We start from the raw sequence: 18,997 nt of genomic DNA on the forward strand, positions 1-18,997 counted from the left end.
CCGAGCTACTTCCGGGCGGGGCGGCACTCGCCCACGGAGCCGGTGGCGCACTGGCGCCCGTCCTCCCAGGTGGCGCCGGAGAGGTTGGCGCCCTCCAGCTTCACCCCGGCGAGGTTGGCGTTCTTCAGCTCCGCGTCGCGCAGGTCCGCGTCGCGCAGGTCCGCGCCCGCCAGGTCGCAGCGCTCCAGCACCGCTCCGCGCAGCTTCGCCCCGCGCAGGTCCACGCCGGACAGCAGCGCCCCGCCCACGGGCACGGAGTAGGCATGCGAGCGCTCGCTGCGGCGGTGGGGCCCACCCGGGCCGGAGAAGGACTCTTCCTCCAGGTTGATGCCCCGGAGGATGGCGCCCTCGAAGTGGGCGGACTCCACGGCGCGCGCGCTCCGGAGGTCCACGCCCTCCAGATTGGCGCCCTGGAGCTGGGCCTGCTCCAGGAACGTCTCGTCCAGCTTCGCGCCCCGGAGGTCCGCGCCCCGAAGGTCCGCGAGCGTGAGGTCCACGCCGGAGAGGTCGGCGCCCTTCAAGCGGGCGCGGCCGAGCTTCGCACCTTCCAGCCGGGCCCCCGCGAGCCGCGCGCCCTCCAGGTCCGCGCCCTCCAGTGAGAGGCCGCGCAGGTCGCAGCCCGCGCACTCGCGGGTCTCCTGGAGGCGCCGGGCCCGCTTCTCCTCCTCGCTCTGGCATCCGGCGAGCGCGAGGCCCACGAGGCTGGAGAGGAGCACGGCGCGAAGACGGAGGGCAGGGGAGAGGCGCATCCTCCGCGCAGTGTACCGCGGACGGCGCCGCGCGGCCTCGTCAGCCCGATTGAAGGCGGTCCCCCGGACGCTCGCCCGGGGCAGGGTGCGAGAACGCGCTGCCTGCCGCCGAAGAGCGCACGCCATGTCATGGCAGGAATTGGCTCACTCCTTCCCGCCGAACTGGTCCGTCAAAGCTTTCCATCCCGAACAGACACAGTCCGTTTCGCGGCCGTGTGCCATGTCAGGGTTGCCGGTAGAACCCTGTCGCTACGTATGCCTTGGACATCCCTGGCCGGCGGGATGGCAGCAAGAGGGGGTACCCCAGTGATACGCAGATCGATTCAGAAGACCGTGGGCAGTCTGGCGGTGTGTTGGTTCGCGGGAACCGGCTGCTCGGACGCGCCGGATGACGTGCCCGCGAGCCAGGAAGAGAGCGGCCTGTCCCGGAGCGGGCTCACCGTGGGTACGGCGGAGCTGGTGCACGACGTCCGCCCGCCTTGGGTGAATCCGCCCGATATCGGCTCGGAGCCGGGCGGCTTCTTCCAGGCCGGCAACCGTTTCTTCTTCACGGCGTCGGACCTCCTCCACGGCCGGGAGCTGTGGGTGAGCGATGGGACGCAGGCGGGCACCCGGCTGGTGCGGGACATCAACCTGGGAGCGTATGCCTCCGACCCGGCACAGTTCACCGTGATGGACGGCATCCTCTACTTCACGGCACATGACGGCAGGTCTCGACGGCTCTGGCGGAGCGACGGGACGCCCGAGGGCACCCGGCTCGTGTCGGAAGGAGGGCCGGTCACGGAACCCGAGACACCGCACGTCGTCTTCAATGGCGCGCTCTACTTCTCCGGCGGAGAGAGCCTGGAGGTGGGGCTGTGGAAGACGGACGGGACGGCCGCGGGCACCGTGCTGGTGAAGGACCTCGCTCCGAGCGGCTACTCGAACGTATGGGGGCTCCGGAACGTGAACGGCACGCTCTACTTCCTGGGCTACGAGGAAGCGCACGGCACGGAGCTGTGGAAGAGCGATGGCACGGAAGCCGGCACCGTGATGGTGGTGGACCTCACCCCCGGCGCCGAAAGCTCCTCCATTGATAGCCAGAGCGTGGTGGAGCTGGAGGGGACCCTCTTCTTCACGATGTGGACGCAGAGCACCGAAGCCCAGCTCTGGAAGACGGATGGGACGGCCGCGGGGACCGTGAAGGTGAAGAGCGGCATTCCCGGAGGCCCGAACTTCCATCCATATGGCTTCCAGCGGCTGGGAGGGACGCTCTACTTCTCAGCGGAGGACGGCGCCTCCGGACGCGAGCTGTGGAAGACGGATGGCACCGAGGCGGGCACCGTGCGGGTGAAGGACATCTCCCCCGGGAGCGCGTCCTCCTTTCCGGGCGGCTTCGTGGAGCTGGACGGGGCGCTCTACTTCATCGCGGACGACCACACGACGGGCCAGCAGCTGTGGAAGACGGACGGCACCGAGGCGGGCACCGTGCGTGTCACCGACTTCCAGGAGCCCAGGCGTCTCGTCGCCGATGCGCTCGTCCGGCTCGGGTCGCGCGTGTACTTCGCCGTGGATGGCGAGTGGTGGCTGAGCCCCCGGGAGCTGTGGTCGGTAGGGGGGACGGGTTCCGCCCCGGTGCAGAGCTTCGCCTGGCCCCATCTCAATGGGAGTCTCTCCCTCTACTCGTCCCTCGTCCTGGGTGACACCCTCTACTTCACGGCGAACGACGCCATCCACGGCCTCGAGCTGTGGAAGACGGATGGCACGCTGCCGGGCACGGCGCTCGTGGCGGACCTCAACGCGCCGGGCAGCGGGAGCGCTCCCGAGTTCATGGAGGACGTGGGCGGAACGGTCTTCTTCTCCGCCAGCACCGCCAACGGCATCGAGCTCTGGAAGACGGATGGCACCGGGGCGGGCACCGTGCGCGTGAAGGGCGGCTTCTCGTACTACCTCAACACGGCGCGGAAGGTGGGGAGCCAGCTCTTCTTCTCGCCCGGCAATGACCGGCAGCTGTGGAAGAGCGATGGGACGGAGGCCGGCACCGTGCGCGTGAAGCACATCGACTCCGGCGAGTACTACAGCCCGAACGTGTCGAACCTCACGGACGTGGATGGAACGCTGTTCTTCACCGCCACGGAGGACACGTCTGGCACCGAGCTGTGGAAGAGTGACGGGACGGAAGCCGGCACCGTGCGCGTGAAGGACATCTGGCCGGGAAGCCAGGGCAGCGAGCCCCAGCAGCTCGTCGCCGTGGGCGGGACGCTCTACTTCAGAGCGCAGGACGCGCTGCACGGCCTGGAGCTGTGGAAGAGCGACGGCACGGAAGCGGGCACGCGGCTCGTGGCGGACCTGAGGCCGGGCGGCGCTTCGTCCTGGCCGTTCAACCTGACGGTGATGAACGGGACGCTCTACTTCACGGCCGACACCGAGGAGGCGGGAATGCCCGTCCCCGCCCTGTGGAAGCTGGACGCGGCGGGTGGGCCGCCCACGCGCATCACCGTGTCCTCGCCCCTGGCGCAGTACTACGCGGCGCAGGAGCTGACGGCGGTGGGACACACGCTCTTCTTCATCTTCGATGACTGGGTGGCTCCCGAGCTCTGGAAGTACGACAGCCTCACTGGGGAGGCCTCGCGGGTGACCCTCACGTCCTTCAGCGAGCTGTTCTGGCTGACCGCCGTGGGCGACGAGGCCTGCTTCCTGGGGCGCACCGCGCAGCACGGCCGCGAGCTGTGGTGCTCGGATGGCACCGAAGCGGGAACGCGCCTCGTGAAGGACATCCTCCCGGGGAGTGGCGACGGCATGGAGTTCGCGCCTCCCCTCGGGCTGGAGGAGGGCCTGGTGTTCTTCCGGGCCTCGGATGGGGTCCACGGCTCGGAGCCGTGGGTGTCCGACGGCACCGCGGCCGGGACGCGCATGGTGGGGGACATTGCCCCGGGGCCCGGCACCTCGACGCCGGGGCTCTTCACGCGCAGCGGCAACGCCGTCTTCTTCACCGCGGATGACGGCACCCACGGCGTCGAGCCCTGGCGTCTGTCGCTGTAACTCCGCCACGAAGCCAAGGGGCCCCGGTCGTGAGACCGGGGCCCCGAGGTGACGCGCTGGCGCGGCTACGACGAAGGCGTTTTCACGGGCAGAAGCGAGGCCGCCTCGTGGGCCAGGGCACGGAAGTGGGCCGCGCTGGGGGAAGGGTGCGGGCCCGCGAAGGCGAGCACCAGCTCCGCGTGCCCGGGAGCGCCACTCAGCGCGCGGAAGACGACGCCCCGGGGCCGGAGCGCCTGGGCGGAGCTGGGAGCAAGGGTGAGCCCGAGGCCCGCTTCGACCATGCCGATGACCGCGGGCCACGAGTGGGCCTCCTGCACGACGTGGGGCGAGAAGCCCGCGGCGAGACACATGCTCGTCACGGTGTCGTGCAGCCCGGGCGCGGAGTGACGGGGGAACAGGACGAACGGCTCGTGTGCCAGGGAAGACAGGGGGATGACCTTCCGCCGGGCACGCGGGTGGCGGGTGGGGAGCGCGAGCACGAAGCGCTCGATGAGGAGGCGCTCCACCGTCACGCCCTCGTGCTGGAAGGGGCCTCGGACGATGGCCAGGTCCAGCTCGCCGGTGGCGAGCGCAACGCCGGCATGCAGCCCCTCGCGGTCGTCGATTTCGACCTTCACCTCGGGGAAGCGCTTGCGGAAGCGCAGCACGAGGTCCGTGAGGACGCCGAAGGCCGAAGACGCGGCGAAGCCGACGCGCAGCCGACCCGTCTCGCCGCGGGCCACCCGCCGCACGGTGGTGATGATGTCCGTGCGTCTCGCCAGCAGTGCCCGTGCGTCCTCCAGCAAGTGGCTGCCGGCGGGAGTGAGGGCCACGCGCCGGCTCGTCCGCGTGAGGAGCTCGACGCCCAGCTCCGCTTCCAGCCTGCGAATCTGCTGGCTGAAGGGAGGCTGCGCCATTCCCACCCGGGCGGCGGCCCGGCCGAAGTGCAGCTCCTCCGCCACGGCGACGAAGAGCTGGAGCTGACGGAATTCCATATCCAGATGATATCCGTCTTGATTCGGGCCCGAAGATATATTGGTCATGCATGATGCCGCTCCCTAGCATCGGGGGATGCGATGCCTTTCGTGGGCAGTGGGCCTCCTGATGCTGTGCCTCGCGAGTGCGCCCGGGGGAGCGCTCGCGCAGGGCGCGACGCCGGACGCGAAGCTCCAGGAGCGGCTGGACCTCGCCCACCGGTTCAACCGCCTCTGGGAGCTCATCCAGGACAGCACGGTTCCTCCGAGGTGGCTCCGCGAGGGAGACCGGCTGGTCTTCTGGTCGGTGGACACGAAGGACGGCGGCACCTGGATGCTGGCCCACGCCAGGACGGGAGTGGTGAAGCCGCTGGTGTCTGGCGCCGACCTGCGAGCCCAACTCTCGCGCCTGGTGGGCAAGCCCGTGCAGTCGCTCCGGTTCTTCGACTTCGCCATCGCACCGGACGAGCGGAGCATCGTCTTCTCCTACGAGGGGAAACCGTTCGGGCTGGGACTGGAGGACGGACAGCTCACGGGGCTGGCACCGGAGGACCGGGCCGCGCTGGCGCTGTCGCGGAGTCACTTCCTGGCTCCAGCGGGAGGCGCCATCGCGGAGCAGCGCGAGGGGGGCTTCACGGTGCGCGGCGCGGAGGGGCGCACGGTGGTGACGCGCGAGGGCGCGGAGCACCTGGGCTGGCGCATCCCGGAGAATCCCTGGTCTCCGGATGGCCGCTTCCTGGTGGTGTGGCGCGAGGACCTGCGCGGGGTGCACAAGGTGCCCGTCGTCGACTATTCCAGCGCCCTGGAGCGGGTGACATGGGTTCCGTATGCGAAGACGGGGACGCCGTTGCCCCGGACGGAATTGCACGTGGTGGAGGTGGCGACGGGGCGCGTGACGGCCATCACGCCGGTGGACGGTGAGACGTACGACTGGTTCGTCGGGTGGCGTCCGGATGGGAGTGAGGCGCTGTGCCTGCACCTGTCACGGGATGCGAAGCGGCTGGACCTGACGGCGGTGGAGGCGGTGTCTGGCAAGCGCCGGCGGGTGCTCCGCGAGGAGCGGCCGGAGACCTTCGTGGCGGGGCTGGACCTGTCGGTGAACGGCTGGGCGAAGCAGGTGCGGTTCCTGCCGGACGGGAAGGGCTTCCTCTGGATGTCCGAGCGTGACGGCTGGCGGCACGTCTATCTGTATGACCTGGCGGGGCGGCTCGTGCGTCAGGTCACCCGGGGGGCGTTTCCGGTCCACGAGGTGGTGGGAGTCGAGCCGGGAGGAGACGGAGTCTTCGTGGTGGCGTCCGCTGACAGCGGCGCGCCGTACGAGCACCTCCTGTACCGGGGGAGCTTGAAGGGCGGTGCGCTGAAGCGGCTGTCCTCCGGGGCCGGCATGCACCGGATGACGCTGGCTCCGTCGGGGAGGTACTCCGTGGACACGTGGTCCTCGCGGACGCAGCCCCGGCTGCGGGAGCTGGTCTCCACGGATGGAAGGACACGGGTCCGCCTCACCACGTCGAACGTGAGCGCGTTGGAGGCGCTGGGCCACAGGCCACCGGAGGCGCTCACGGTGACCGCGGCCGACGGTGTCACGCCGCTGCATGGGGTGCTCTACCGGCCGCGAGACTTCGACGCGGAGAAGCGCTACCCGGTGATTGCGTACATCTATGCGGGGCCGTTCACGACGGTGGTGCCCTGGAACTTTGTCGGCAATGGCATGTCGTTGCATGCCGCCGCGATGGCGGAGCTGGGGTTCGTGGTCGTGGTGCTGGACCCTCGGGGTGGGCCGGGGCGGAGCAAGGCGTTCCAGGACGCGCACTACGGCCGGGTCGGGCAGACGGAGATTCCAGACTACGTGACGGGGTTGAAGCAGGCCGCCGCGACGCGTCCGTGGATGGACCTGGAGCGGGTGGGCATCCACGGCCACTCGTGGGGTGGGTACTTCGCGCTGCGTGGGATGTTGATGGCTCCGGAGTTCTTCAAGGCGGGCTACGCGGGCGCGCCGGGAGCCCTGGAGGAGGAGGCCATCATCAACGAGCCCTACCTCGGCCTGCCGGGAGTGAACCCGGCCGGGTATCAGGCCGGGTCCAACCTCGCGTTGGCGGGGAAGCTGAAAGGGGCGCTCAAGATGATGCACGGGACGAGCGACGTGAACGCGACGCTGTCCACGACGATGCGCATGGCCGAGGCGCTCATCCGCGAGGGCAAGCACTTCGAGCTGCTCCTCATGCCGGGGCAGCCCCACGGCCCCGTGCCCCCCGCGGACCGCTACTACTTCGACGACATCGCCCTGTTCTTCCTCCGCACCCTGGGCGGCCCGAGGTGAACGGCCGGGCCGCCGCGAGGGAGCTCACGACACCGTGGGCGGCTGGGCCTGGGTGCGCCAGTCCACGTTGGCGTCGGCCTGCCGGCGCTCGCCGGGCTTCACCCGCTCGCGGTCGCGCAGGCGCACCTGTTGCCCGATGACGGTGAGCTCCTCGGCGCGCACGTGCGGCCGCGGCGGTCCGGAGACGGCCCGCTCCGCATCCCCCACGTGGGCGCCGGCCCCCACACGGACGGCCTCGTCCAGCAGGGCCAGGTGCACCCGCGCGTCCGCGCCCACCACGACATCGCCCAGCAGCACGGAGTCGCGGATGACGGCGCCCGCCTCCACGCGCACGCCGGGCCCCAGCACCGAGCGCACCACCGTGCCGCGCACCACGCAGCCCGGTGACACGAGACTGTCTTCCACGCGCGCTCCGGCCAGCACGCGCGCGGCGGGCCGCTGCACGCCATAGGTGAGCAGCGGTGCGTCGGTCCGCTCCAGCGACAGCACCGGCTCCGAGCCCAGCAGGTCCATGTGCCCCTGCCAGTAGCTGTCCAGCGTGCCCACGTCGCGCCAGTAGCCATCCATGCGCCACGCCCGCGCGCGGCCCTCGGAGACGAGGCGCGGCAGCAGGTGGTGGCCGAAGTCCTCGAGCGCCGCATGCTCGTCGCCCAGCTCGGCGCACAGCGTCTCCAGCGTGTCCAGCAGCACGCGGGCGTCGTACGCGAAGACCTCCGTGGTGACGGTGCCTCCGCGCGGGTGCTCCGGCTTGTAGTCGAAGCGGGTGATGCGCCCGCCCGCGTCCACCTGCACCACGCCGAAGCGATGTGCCCGCTCGGGCGGCACCTCCGTGGTGACGGCGGTCACCGCCGCCCCCGAGCCCAGATGCGCCTCAATCACGTCCCGGTAGTCGAACCGGTAGACGTGGTCGGCGCTGAGCACCAGCAGCACGTCCGGGTCGAAGGCGCGCAGCAGGTGGCGCTGGCGGTAGAGGGCGTCCGCGTTGCCCTGGGCGAAGCCACCTTCCTCCCGGGCCTGGAAGGGAGGCAGCACCCGCAGCCCTCCGTAGGTGCGGTCCAGGTCCCACGGCCGCCCGTTGGACAGGTGGTCATTGAGCGAGTGCGGCAGGTACTGCTCCAGCACCCAGACGTCCGCCAGCCGGCTGTGGACGCAGTTGCTCAGGGCGAAGTCGATGAGGCGGTAGCCACCTCCGAAGGGGGCGACGGGCTTGGCACGCACCGATGTCAGGACTTCCAACCGGCTGCCCTTGCCGCCAGCGAGGATGAGCGCGAGTACCTTGGGGGGAGTCATGGGCCCATTCCAGGCACGCGTGTCCTGGATGGGAATGCACATGCGCGGCGCACTGTGCGCTGATGCACTCGCGAGTTGGGCGTGCGCTGACGGTGGTTCAAAAGGCTTCAGCCCGCTCGCGAGGGGCCGCGCGCCGCGTCCGGAGCATGGAGTTCTCCTCCGCGTCCTGCGGTGCGCCCCAGAAGTCCGCCAGCGTTGGTCCGTCATCCACGCGGCGGTCTCGCAGGAAGAAGTTCTTCACCTCGAAGGGGAACACGCGGCGGCCCATCTCCGTGTACCAGCGCATGGACTGGCGCAGCCGCGAGTCGGGCTGGAGGAAGGTCCGCCACAGCGCCTTGGGCCGCAGCTGTACGGCCGCCTCGATGAACTTCACCCAGAGCAGCACCCGCCATGGCGGCATGTGGCGCGTCGCCAGCACCTGGTGCTTGTAGTCCCAGCGGCTCCGGTCCGGCTGAATCACCTTCCGGTCCTTCGCGAGCCGGAAGTACGGCGTCCAGCGGTGCGGCGTGACGTAGAGCGCTTGAATCTGGTCCGGGTCGTACGAGAGGAGCTGGCGCAGGCCGCGCCAGTAGTCGCGGTCCGTCTCCTCCTCGAAGCCGGCGACCCAGGTGGCCATGGACAGGATGCCGTGCTGCCGCAGCAGGCGGATGGCCTCGCGGTCCTCGGTGGTCGTCCCGCCCTTCTTGATGAGGCTCAACGTCGCCTCGTCCGTGTTCTCCATTCCGAGCAGGAAGCGCGTCCAGCCGGCCTTCCGGTACAGGTGCAGGATGTCCGCGTCGCGCACGATGTCGTCCGCGCGCGTGGAGCCGACCAGGATGAGGTTCACGTTCTCGGCGATGAGCGCCTCCAGGAACTCGCGCCAGACCTTTTTGGAGGAGGTGGGGTTCTCGTCGGCGAAGTTGATGACCTCGACGCCGTGCTCCCGGTGCAGCCGCGCCAGCTCCGCGGCGAACTTCCTCGGGTCGCGGTGGCGCCACTTCGTCCAGAAGCCTCGCTGGCCACAGTAGTTGCACAGGTGCGGGCAGCCCCGCGAGAACTGGACGACGACCGCGCGCTTGCCGCCCCAGTAGCTGTAGCGGCGGAAGTCGATGAGCTCCCAGCCGATGCGGTAGGCATCCAGGTCCTGGATGACGGCCGCGGGCACCGTGGCCGCCGGTACGCCGTGCTCACGGTAGGCGAGCCCGGGCACGGTCCGCAGGGGCGTCTCCGTTTCGAGCGCGGCGAGGAGCCGCACCGCCGTCTCCTCGCCCTCGCCCCGGACGATGACGTCGATATGCGACTCCTCCTGGAGGATGTCGCGCCAGTGGTAGGTCGGGAAGACACCGCCGTAGATGACCCACGCCTCCGGCAGCGCGCGAGCCGCGGCCCGGCTCAGCCTGGAGATGATGGGGTGCGCGGAGGTGGAGCCGGAGTGGCCATACAGGATGGCATCCGGCCCATACGCGACGGTCTGGGCGAGGATTTCCTCCTCGCTCATGGGGCCGAACTCCGCGTCGAGCAGCTTCACCTCGTGCCCGGCGTCCAGGAGCGGGCCTCCCACCGCGAGCAGCCCCAGGGGCGGCAGGTGGTCATCCGGAATGCGGCTGCCAATGGCGGGGTGGGGCGCGTTGACGAGGAGGACTTTCATACCGCTCAGGTTAGGGACGCGCGCCGCGCCCGCCGCGAGGTCCTGACTGGACTGTCGCGCCCTCGCGGTGGACGGTCGCGGAGCGCCGCCCGGCGGCCGGGCCTCAAACCCGCAGGAAGGGCAGCACCTCGCCCGCGGCGTTCCACACGGTGGCCGGATACACGGGCCCTGTCGGATTCTCCGGCCCCGCCCAGCCCGGAACGTCGTCGTACTTGTAGTTGGGGTACCCCGGGCACTGGGAGGTGTCCTCCCACTCCGACCGCGGAATGCCCATGGACTGAAGCACCGTCCCCAGCCACTGGTGCCACAGCAGCCCGAACCAGCGCGGCTCTCCGGCGGGGCCCTCACCTGTCCTCTTCGCCAGGTTGCGGTAATCGCAGTACTGCCCCGTGCGGAAGAAGCCCTCCGCCCCACCGAAGGCGACAATCGGCGCGCTGGTGTGGTCGTGCGTGTAGTTGCCCGATTCCTGCCCCCACGCCAGCAGGGTGTGGTCCAGCAGCCGGGTGCCATCGCCCATGTCCACCGCCTCCAGCTTGCTCGCCAGGTCCAGGAAGACGCGGCGGAAGTAGAGCTGGTGGGCCGCCAGCAGCGTGCTGTACGCCGACGCGCTGCTGGCCGCTTGATGCGCAATCTCCTGGTGCCAGTCCCCCGCGAAGGTGCTGAAGGTGTCCGTCGCCCCATCCACCACGATGCGCGACACACCGCACGACAGCGCCAGCGTGTACACGTCATTCCACAGCTCGTGCGACAGGGACTGCGCCTCCGGGTCTCGCGGGTAGGTCGGCTGGTTCGTGTACTGCCCGCTCGACGTCGTCGGACGCACGGGCGTCTGGCAGCGCGCCACCGTGTTCAGCTTGCGGTCCAGCTCGGCCAGCCGCTCCAGGTGGTCATCCAACCGGCGGCGGTCCGCGGACGACAGGCGCCGGTTGCCATTGCGCAGGCGCCGGTAGTTCTCCATCACCGCGCCGCTGATGAGCGGCTGGCCTCCGGTGGCATTGCCGAACAGGCGGTCGAAGAGGTTCTGGTTGGAGCCATCCACCGTGCTGCCCACCCGCTCCACCGGCCCCTGCCGCAGGCGCGGGTCCGAGTGCGCGAAGGACAGCGACCCGCGGATGATGGCGCGCTCTCGCACGCCCACCGCGCCGCCATAGAAGGACGGAGACCAGGCCATGATCTGGTCGATGGTCTGCCGGATGCCGTTCTGCTTCACCTCGTCCGGCGCCTGGTCGCTCGCGGAGAAGTTGCCCAGCGTCCCGCCCCGGTGGTGGCCGATGTAGAAGGGGATGTCCAGGCCGTTGAGCACCCACATCTTGCCCACCATCGAAGCGGTGAGCTCGCTCGACGGGGCGCGCAGCACCGCCGACACGCGGGTCTCCCCATTCGCCTCGGTGGCGCGCAGCGCGCCCCGGCGCACCGTGTGGCCCGCGTAGGGCAGGGACTCCGTCAGCGACGCGTCCGGGGGGAACATGTCCCGCTGGAGGATGCCGCCGTGCTCCGTGCGCAGCATGACGAAGCACTTGTGGGAGGGCGCCGACTGGGCCCGCGCCGTCGCCGGCAGGAGGCTGGGGAGGAAGGGCAGCACCAGCCCCGTTCCGCCCAGGCGGAGAATCGTGCGGCGCGAGAAGGTGGGCGTGCTCATCGGAAGTCCCTCCGCTGGAACTCGGGGCGCAGCGCGACGGAGGCCAGCACGTCGCGCAGCGACTGGCGGCCGCTCGCCGCCGCGCTCAATGCGTCCAGCACGGGCCCGTCGGCCTCGTCGCTCTCGACGCGGGCAAAGGTGTACCGGAAGTACTGCCGGGCGAAGCAGTCCTCGTACAGGCCGCTCTCGAGGATGAGCTGGGTGACGTCCGCGGCCGAGGACACCGACCGCGTGTCGCCCGGCGTCAGGGCGGGCACCGTGTCGGTGCGCACCGTCCGCTCGCCCACCTGCTGGCCGTTGCTGTCGAAGAGCCGCTGCGCGGAGCGGAAGCGCCCGAGCGCGTCGAAGTTCTCGGTGACGAACCCCAGCGGGTTGAGGCGTGTCCGGTGGCAGGCGGGGCAGGAGCCCTGTCCCTCCGTGAGGCGCTCCACCACCTCGCGCGTGGTGAGCTCGGCCGACAGCTCCACCCGCGTCATCATGGCGTCGGCGGGCGGCGGGGGGATGCGCTCGCACAGGAGCGCGTTGCGGATGCGGTAGCCCTTGATGATGGGCCGCGTGTTGGCGGACCCGGTGGCGAGGAAGGCGATGCGCGTCAGCAGGCCGGAGCGCTGGGACTCGAGGAAGGTGGGCGGCTCCGAGTCGCCATCCCACCGTGGCACGCCGTAGAGCGACGCCAGGTCGGCGGTGCGTGCGAACGCATGCCGGTCCGTGAGCACGTCCTGCAGCGTGCCGTCGTGCGCCGCCAGCCAGGTGACCAGGTCGGCCACCTCGGCGTTGATGTGCTCGCGGGTGTCGCCCGTTGGCGTGAAGCCACCGCGAAACGCGTCGAAGATGGGGTCTCCCACGCGCGTGTTGAACTCCTCCAGGGCGTCCAGGCGGAACCACTGACTGAAGAACTCGCCCATGGCCTGGTGCGCGCGCGCGTCACCGACCAGGCGCTCCACCTGCTCGCGGTAGCCATCCTCGGTCAGCAGCTCGCCCGAGTCCGCCGCCGCGGCGAGCGCCTCGTCCGGCATCGTCTGCCAGAAGTGGTACGACAGCCGCACGGCCAGCTCGTGCGCCGTCAGCCGCGACACGGTGCCATCCGCCTCGGGCTGTCCGTGCTCGACGAAGTAGAGGAACTCCGGCGCCGTCAGCATCAGCGCCACCACCTTCTGCACGGCGAGCGCGGAGGCAGGCGGCTCGCTCACCGCCGCGCGGTAGAAGGCCACGTCGTCCGCGTCCACGGGTCTGCGCAGGGCGAGTCGTCCAAAGCGGGAGATGAAGCCGCCCAGGCAGGCCTCGTCATTGGCCGTGCTGGCGTCCGTGGCGCAGGTGCCCAGCAGCAGCCCCCGCCGCGAGGCGCTCGTCCCCAGCACCTCGCCCACGCGCAGCCCGAGCGAATACGAGATGTCGATGTGCCGCTGCTGCACGCCCTGGTCCATGCGGAGGAAGCCGCCATGGGACTCGCCGGGAACGGGCACCAGCAGGTCCTGCGGGTAGCTCTGGAGCAGCTCCGCCACCGGACCGTCGCGCAGCACCGCGCTGGCCTCCGTGGCGCCGAGCGCCCGGGTGAGCACGTCGCGCAGCGTGTTCCGGTACTGGACCGCCGACAGCCGCCGCAACGGCAGCTCCTCGGGCGCTACCGGCGGCGGGTTCTCGATGGGTGGCGGCCGCTCCCCGGGAGGCGCCCCGATGTCCACGTCGCCCTTGCAGGCGGCCACCAGGGCCGCCGCGACAACGACGAGGGTGCGCGTGAGTCGACGCTGTTGCACCTGGCACCTCCACCTGGAAACACCGTGGAGCCGCCGATGATGTCATGGACTGTTACGTGAAATCCACGACAGGCAGGACGTCCATGAAACCGCCTCCCGAGGCGCGGTCACCGCCGCTCAGTCATCGTGCGGGTCGCGAGGGTCGTACTCGTCCGTGTCCACCGTGAACCCGGGAGGCACCGCCTCCGCGATGTCGTCCCAGCGCACGAGCTTGAACTGCGTCGAGCCGTCGTACTCGTAGCCATTGACCGGCTCGGTGCTCGGCGGGGGCGGGGCCTTGCCCGTCTGGAGGACCATGAGCCCCCGGGGGAAGCCGGGGCCCATGGGCACATTCACGAGGTCATGCCCATCCGTCTCGCCCACGCCTTCCACCTGGAAGCTCCCGAGATGGCGGTTGCCGCGCTCGCGCGTCCAGCCTCCCTCGCGGTCATAGAGGTGCAGCGTGTCGTCGCCCTGGCTGGAGACGACGAGATACCCCTCCTCGTCCTCCGCGTAGTACAGCGCGAGCCCCTCGACATCCGCCTCCAGGTACCTGCCTCCGACAGCGGGGTTGCCCGGCACCGCGATGGTGCCCTCGGGCAGCGGGGCCGGGGCCTCCGACTCACACGCGAACTCGTCCTCGTCCGGGACGGCCCAGTACGGCGCTCCGAAGGACTTCACCGGGTCGATGAGGCGGCTTTGCGGCACGTCCACCACGCGCGGCAGGGACACGTGCAGCGGCAGCTTCCACAGGCCCACCACCTCCTGCGCCGCATAGAGGATGCCCTGCTGCTGGTCCACCACGAGCCCCTCGAACTGCGGGTCGTCCTCCGGCGCCTCACGGCAGGGCGCCCACGTCAGGCTTCCGCCACCGCCCGGCCGGGGAATGGAGAAGCGCGAGTCGAAACGGAACTCGCGCACCTTGCGGTAGCCCACCTGGTTCGTGCCCGCCTCGTACAGCTCCAGCCAGGCCACCACGGCGCGGCTGCGCTGCGTCACGAAGGCATGAAAGCGATGGGACGGGTCGCGGTACAACCCGAGCCCGTAGGCCGTGCTCTGGTCATCCACCGGATTCGGCCGCACGCCCTCCGATTCACCCGTGGGCTGGAAGGGAGAGGGCTGCACCCACCGCTCCGGGAAGACGCGCTGTGCCGCGCGCGCGGTGACGTCGAACAGCGGCCCACCGGCACGCCCGGGGTCGATGGCGTAGATGCGAAGCCGGTCACAGCCGCGGTCCGTCACCACGGCCAGGTCCACCTTGCGGACCCGTCCATCCGCGCCACGCAGCGGGAAGCCGTACTGGATGTCCACGTTGTTGAAGCGGCCGAACGTCTCGCCGCTCTCGCTCTCCGGGCACGCGGCGGTCGCCGCCTCCGGGCGCGGCCCCGGAGCCGCGGGGTCCTCGGCCGAGATGGCCGGGCGGTTCGGAGGCAGCACGGTCTGCACCACGCGCCCCTCCAGGTCGAACACCTGCAGGCCCGCGTCCTTCAGCACGCCGATGACGAGCCCCCGCTCCGGACGCGTCGGGTGGACCCAGATGGCCGGGTCGTCCGCGTCGGGCGTGCGTGGAGCCTCGTCGTACTGGTGCAGCACGGGGGTCTGCGCACGCGGAGGAATGACGGGCGGCTCGGCGAGGGAGGTGAGCGGAACGAGCACGAGCGCCAGCGAGGCGCTTCCCAGGACACGACGCTTTGCGGACATGGACTCCTCGGGGGGGTGGATGCACTCGCATGTTGGAGGCGCGTCCCCGGTGAGCAGCGCAACAAGTCCGTGAAGTGCGCCGACCCACCAAACCTTTTCACCACCCCAGGAATCCTGGGACCTCCCACCGTCAGGGCTGCGTACTCGAGCGATCCAACCACGCGAGCACGAGGCTGCGCGCGGTGACGTGCCCCAGGCAGACCGCGTCCAGCTGCAGGCCGTCATTGCAGGGGTACTCGAAGCCCCTGCGGTGTGGGTCATACGGCGCCACGACGGGCGTGCCCCCGCGCTCCCAGCGCACGTGCGCCCCGAGCGGTTTCATCAACGCCTCCTCGTGGGGCATGGCCTCGCGGTTCATCCCCCAGCCCAGGCTGTAGTGCCCCACCGTCAGCGACAGCTCCGCGTCCTCGTCCACCACCTCGGGGGTGAAGCCCAGCTTTCGCAGCTCGCGCAGGAGCGTGGACGTGTAGGCCCGCCGGTCCTCATGGTCGACGTTGGCCACGAAGTGGAGGCCCACCCGCAGCGGCCGCTCGAAGGCTTCTCTCGTGGCGGCATCCATCACGCGCAGCGTGGAGAACAGGCGCAGGGAGCGGGAGTCCAGCTGCGTCACCTGGTCCACGTACCACTCGGGAGGGGCGGGCCTCAGCAGGGAGCGCAGGAGGGCGGACAGGGACTCGACCGACGCGGGCGACTGGGACGCGAGCCGGGCCCGCTCCGCGTAGAAGTGGGTGACCTCCTTCACGACATGGGCGAGGACGGCCCGCGCTTCTTCCTTCTCTGGAAGGGGTGCGGCCGCGACGACCCGGGCCGCGCCCGCGTAGTCCTCCGCCTTGGAGAGCTTCACCGCCTCGCGCAGGGCCCGGGTCACCGGGCCGGGAGGAGATTCGAGCTGGAGGGGAGGGTGCACCCCGAACGTCGGGGAGCTCGCCGCCGCCGGTAGCGCCAGTGCCATCCCCAAACCCACCAGGGCCCATCGCCACGTGGTCATCGCCCGCATCGAGACATCCCTCCAGGACCTGTTGTTCCCGTGGAATGAAGCGTAGCGGAGGAGCAGGCCGAGCGCCGCCATGCCGCCGCTTGTATCGGCCGAAGCCTCTCACGCGACAACGACCTTGACGCTCACCGCGGGCAACTTGCTTTAGACTCCGGCTCGCTTTTCCCCTCCTACCTTGGAGCGAGCACCATGGGTGACTGGAACACCCTCCACGTCTTCGATGACAGGCGCTTCCATGAGGAAACGGTACCCAGGTTGCGAGGGGAGAAAGCGGGGCTCGAGGAGCACCATGCGCGGTTCCTGAAGACCTCCATGCCCAGGTGCGACATCGGGGTTGACGAGATGATTCCTGTCTTCCGTCAATTCAGCGCGGATTTCACCCGTCACCCTGGGTATGACGCATTGCTTGAGCAGGACCGGCACGCGACCTTCGAGCGCATCCACCCACGGGAATTCTACATCCGGAGATTCTTCGAGTTCGTCCTGTTCTCCGAATGCGCGAACTTCTTCCCCTACTTCAAGATGGGATACCGCCTCTTCCATGGGGCGGTGGGCGTGAAAGAGGGGGACACCGCCATGAGCGACCTCGTGCTTCATCTCTCGCATGGTGGTGACAACAACCCGTGGCGCTGGGATGGAGATGGCATTCGAAGCTGGTTGAGTGCCCGGGAGGTCAAGGCGCTGAACGACTCGGGCAGCATCGTGCCCCGCAAGGAAGAGGACGCGGACTACGTGCAAGACTTCCTGCGGTTTCTGGACGTCGTCACGAAGAACAATCTGGGACTGCTCTCCGCTGCCAATATCAACTCGGACCCATTCAAGAACCGCGCGCCCCCCGTCCGGGATGAGGACCTCTGGAAGGGAGTGGAGATAGAGCGCCTGATACGGGAGGAGTGATGGGAAGGGCTCCCCCCGCGCCCCGGGGCACGGAGCGCGGGGTGTCACGCTTTCAATGACAGAGCCCGTTCCAACGGACGTAGCCGTAGGGGCTCAGACCCCGGTTCCACGCCCACCCGGTGCCACGAATCCAGTAATCGCCGTTCGAGGAGAACACGTTGCTGTCCGAATAAAACTGGTCTCCCTGGTCGTGGTAGAGCGTGCCCATCAGCGGGTAGCCCGTTCCAGGGCCGGCATAGACGCCGAGCGCGGGCCAGCAGATGCTGTAGACGACGCCAGCTTCGGAACGCTGCTCGACCTCGCCCAGGGGGGACGGCTCCGGGTTCATTTCCTCGGGGGCGCCGCCACAGCCCGTCCCGAACAGCGCGACACTGCCAGCAAGGCACACGAAGGTGCGCAGGCTCTTCATCTGGATTCTCTCCTCTGGTGGGTTTCCGGTGGCGCCCTGTGGGGTGTGCGTCACGCCAGCCGGTATCCTGTATTGCGCCCGCGGAAATTGTTGGATCTCGGACCAGGCATGGCGCGACGCGTCTACGGGTGCTGGGGTACTTGGAGGAGAGATGTCTTCGCTACACGTAGCGCACCAGGTGACGGAGGCGCTGGACCTCTTCGCGGAGCTGGTCGCGGACATCCGCCACCGTGCCCGAGTACTCGAAGGTCGGGTCCTTGCGGTCGATGGTGGTCGCCGAGAATCCGCCACCGAACGAGGTCAGTCCCCGGCCGAAACCCTTGGAGTACTCGGTGACGTCGGTGTCGTACGGCGTGAGCGTCGCCTTGAGCTGCGTGACTCCGGCGAACTGGTTGAAGGCCGTTCCGAACCGACCACGGAGGAGGGACTGGAGACCGCCCGAGCCGAAGACCTCGTCCACGCCACCGGTGAACTCGAGCTTCGCCTCGGCCTCGCCGCCGAGCGTGCCCGCGAAGGGCAGCTTGCCCTCCGCCTTCACGTCCGCCGTGAGGGACACCGAGACCTCACCGGTGCGCACGGCCGTCTTCGCGAGCTCCTTCACGACCCCGTCCGGGTCGCTCAGCACGTCGCTGACGCTGATGCCCTCGGGGAGCTCGAAGCTCTCCTCCACCTGCAGCTTGACGTCTCCGCGGAGCTCACCCTTGACGCCTGGAATCGAGCCGGCCGTCTCGGCGGAGATGCTCGTGTACTGGTTGAGCACCAGCTTCGGAGCCCCGTCGCCGAACTCGAGGCGCACGTTCGCGCCGAGCTCCTGGGAATTGCCCACCCCGAGCGAGGCGAACCTGCCGCCGCTCAACTCGCCGACGAGCGTGGAGGACGTGTTCGGGTTGAGCTCGAGCGCGGAGACGTTGTCGAGCAGGGCGGGGTAGTCCGGCGTCGCGCCCTCGAGCGCCCCCTGGATTCCGCCATCGATGAGTCCCGAGACTCCGCCGGCGACGGGGCCCAGGAACGTCCGGGCCGCCTCCGCCGCCTCCTTGGCGCTGTCGAAGGTGAACTCGACGGTGGCGCTGGTGTTCGAGAACCTGTCGGCGGAGAGCTCCGCGCCCTTCCTCTCGAGGCTCGCCATCACGCCCGCGCCGGCTTCCCCCTCGACCGCGAGCGTGTACGTGCCGTCCTCGTTCTTCGTGATGGTCTGCGAGCCTTCCAGCCGGCCGCCGATGCCGTACACCGAGCCATCGATGCTCGCGCTGAGCTGGTAGCTGTCGTTCGGGCCGAGCTCCTCGAGCCGATCTTCGATGGCGAGGAAGTCGACCTTGTCCTTCAGGGAGTCGATGACATTGCGTCCGACGCCAGCGACGAAATCGATACCGCGTTCCGCGGTCTCGGCGAGCCCCCGCGCGTGGTCGAGGGGATTGAGGGAGAAGGGGAGCGACGGCGGGGAGTCGATGAAGCTGCTGACGCCATTGTAGACGTCGGTGGCCTGCTCCGTCGCCGTGTCGAGCACCTCTTCGCCTGTGTCGACGACGGAATCGACCGTCTCGGTCACGGCCTCTTTCGTGGCGTTGTAGGCGCTGGTCAACGGATTGTTCTTCACGAGCCCCGTGATTCCCATGTGCGTCCCCCGTGGTGGGTTTTCAGGGAGTACGCACATGGGAATATCCGGGTTA

At 69.7% G+C, this 18,997-nt stretch carries 13 protein-coding genes; 3 read left to right on the plus strand and 10 right to left on the minus strand.

Going from position 1 to position 18,997, the window contains the following annotated elements; genetic code table 11:
- Window positions 1-5: 5 nt before the first annotated feature.
- Window positions 6-749: a pentapeptide repeat-containing protein gene (locus tag HG543_RS09645; RefSeq protein ID WP_169344412.1), complete on the minus strand. Its 744-nt coding sequence runs from the start codon at window positions 747-749 to the stop codon at window positions 6-8.
- A gap of 333 nt (window positions 750-1,082) precedes the next feature.
- Here HG543_RS09645 and HG543_RS09650 point away from each other — a divergent pair, with 333 nt between their 5' ends.
- Window positions 1,083-3,770: an ELWxxDGT repeat protein gene (locus HG543_RS09650; protein WP_169344413.1), complete on the plus strand. Its 2,688-nt coding sequence runs from the start codon at window positions 1,083-1,085 to the stop codon at window positions 3,768-3,770.
- 65 nt (window positions 3,771-3,835) lie between these two features.
- On the opposite strand, the gene HG543_RS09655 is transcribed toward HG543_RS09650, so the two are convergent.
- A complete protein-coding gene (locus tag HG543_RS09655) occupies window positions 3,836-4,744 on the minus strand; it encodes a LysR family transcriptional regulator (RefSeq protein WP_169344414.1) in 909 nt (302 codons plus the stop codon).
- Window positions 4,745-4,820: 76 nt separating this feature from the next.
- Between HG543_RS09655 and HG543_RS09660 the strand changes: the two genes are divergently transcribed.
- Window positions 4,821-7,040 (plus strand): S9 family peptidase, encoded by a 2,220-nt coding sequence (locus HG543_RS09660; protein ID WP_169344415.1) that lies wholly within the window; start codon window positions 4,821-4,823, stop codon window positions 7,038-7,040.
- 24 nt (window positions 7,041-7,064) lie between these two features.
- On the opposite strand, the gene HG543_RS09665 is transcribed toward HG543_RS09660, so the two are convergent.
- The 6 genes from HG543_RS09665 to HG543_RS09690 all read right to left on the minus strand — a co-directional run bounded on the left by HG543_RS09665 (window position 7,065) and on the right by HG543_RS09690 (window position 16,018).
- Window positions 7,065-8,330 (minus strand): glucose-1-phosphate adenylyltransferase family protein, encoded by a 1,266-nt coding sequence (locus tag HG543_RS09665; RefSeq protein ID WP_169344416.1) that lies wholly within the window; start codon window positions 8,328-8,330, stop codon window positions 7,065-7,067.
- 97 nt (window positions 8,331-8,427) lie between these two features.
- Window positions 8,428-9,957: a magnesium-protoporphyrin IX monomethyl ester anaerobic oxidative cyclase gene (bchE, locus tag HG543_RS09670; RefSeq protein ID WP_169344417.1), complete on the minus strand. Its 1,530-nt coding sequence runs from the start codon at window positions 9,955-9,957 to the stop codon at window positions 8,428-8,430.
- A 103-nt stretch (window positions 9,958-10,060) separates the two neighbouring features.
- Window positions 10,061-11,596, minus strand: a complete 1,536-nt coding sequence (locus HG543_RS09675) for a DUF1552 domain-containing protein (RefSeq protein WP_169344418.1) — start codon at window positions 11,594-11,596, stop codon at window positions 10,061-10,063.
- Window positions 11,593-13,350 (minus strand): DUF1592 domain-containing protein, encoded by a 1,758-nt coding sequence (locus HG543_RS09680; protein WP_169344419.1) that lies wholly within the window; start codon window positions 13,348-13,350, stop codon window positions 11,593-11,595. The genes HG543_RS09675 and HG543_RS09680 overlap by 4 nt, the downstream gene beginning before the upstream one ends.
- 117 nt (window positions 13,351-13,467) lie before the next feature.
- Entirely contained in the window at window positions 13,468-15,030 is a 1,563-nt protein-coding gene (locus HG543_RS09685; RefSeq protein WP_169344420.1) for a phytase, read from the minus strand.
- 130 nt (window positions 15,031-15,160) lie between these two features.
- Window positions 15,161-16,018, minus strand: a complete 858-nt coding sequence (locus HG543_RS09690) for a hypothetical protein (protein WP_169344421.1) — start codon at window positions 16,016-16,018, stop codon at window positions 15,161-15,163.
- A 195-nt stretch (window positions 16,019-16,213) separates the two neighbouring features.
- Between HG543_RS09690 and HG543_RS09695 the strand changes: the two genes are divergently transcribed.
- Window positions 16,214-16,921: a hypothetical protein gene (locus tag HG543_RS09695; RefSeq protein ID WP_169344422.1), complete on the plus strand. Its 708-nt coding sequence runs from the start codon at window positions 16,214-16,216 to the stop codon at window positions 16,919-16,921.
- A 52-nt stretch (window positions 16,922-16,973) separates the two neighbouring features.
- On the opposite strand, the gene HG543_RS09700 is transcribed toward HG543_RS09695, so the two are convergent.
- Both HG543_RS09700 and HG543_RS09705 read right to left on the minus strand, forming a co-directional pair.
- A complete protein-coding gene (locus tag HG543_RS09700) occupies window positions 16,974-17,330 on the minus strand; it encodes an SH3 domain-containing protein (protein ID WP_169344423.1) in 357 nt (118 codons plus the stop codon).
- 160 nt (window positions 17,331-17,490) lie between these two features.
- Window positions 17,491-18,942, minus strand: coding sequence for a hypothetical protein (locus tag HG543_RS09705; RefSeq protein WP_169344424.1), 1,452 nt, complete (start codon window positions 18,940-18,942; stop codon window positions 17,491-17,493).
- Window positions 18,943-18,997 lie beyond the last annotated feature (55 nt).

This window comes from Pyxidicoccus fallax (genome assembly GCF_012933655.1).
Classification (GTDB): domain Bacteria; phylum Myxococcota; class Myxococcia; order Myxococcales; family Myxococcaceae; genus Myxococcus; species Myxococcus fallax.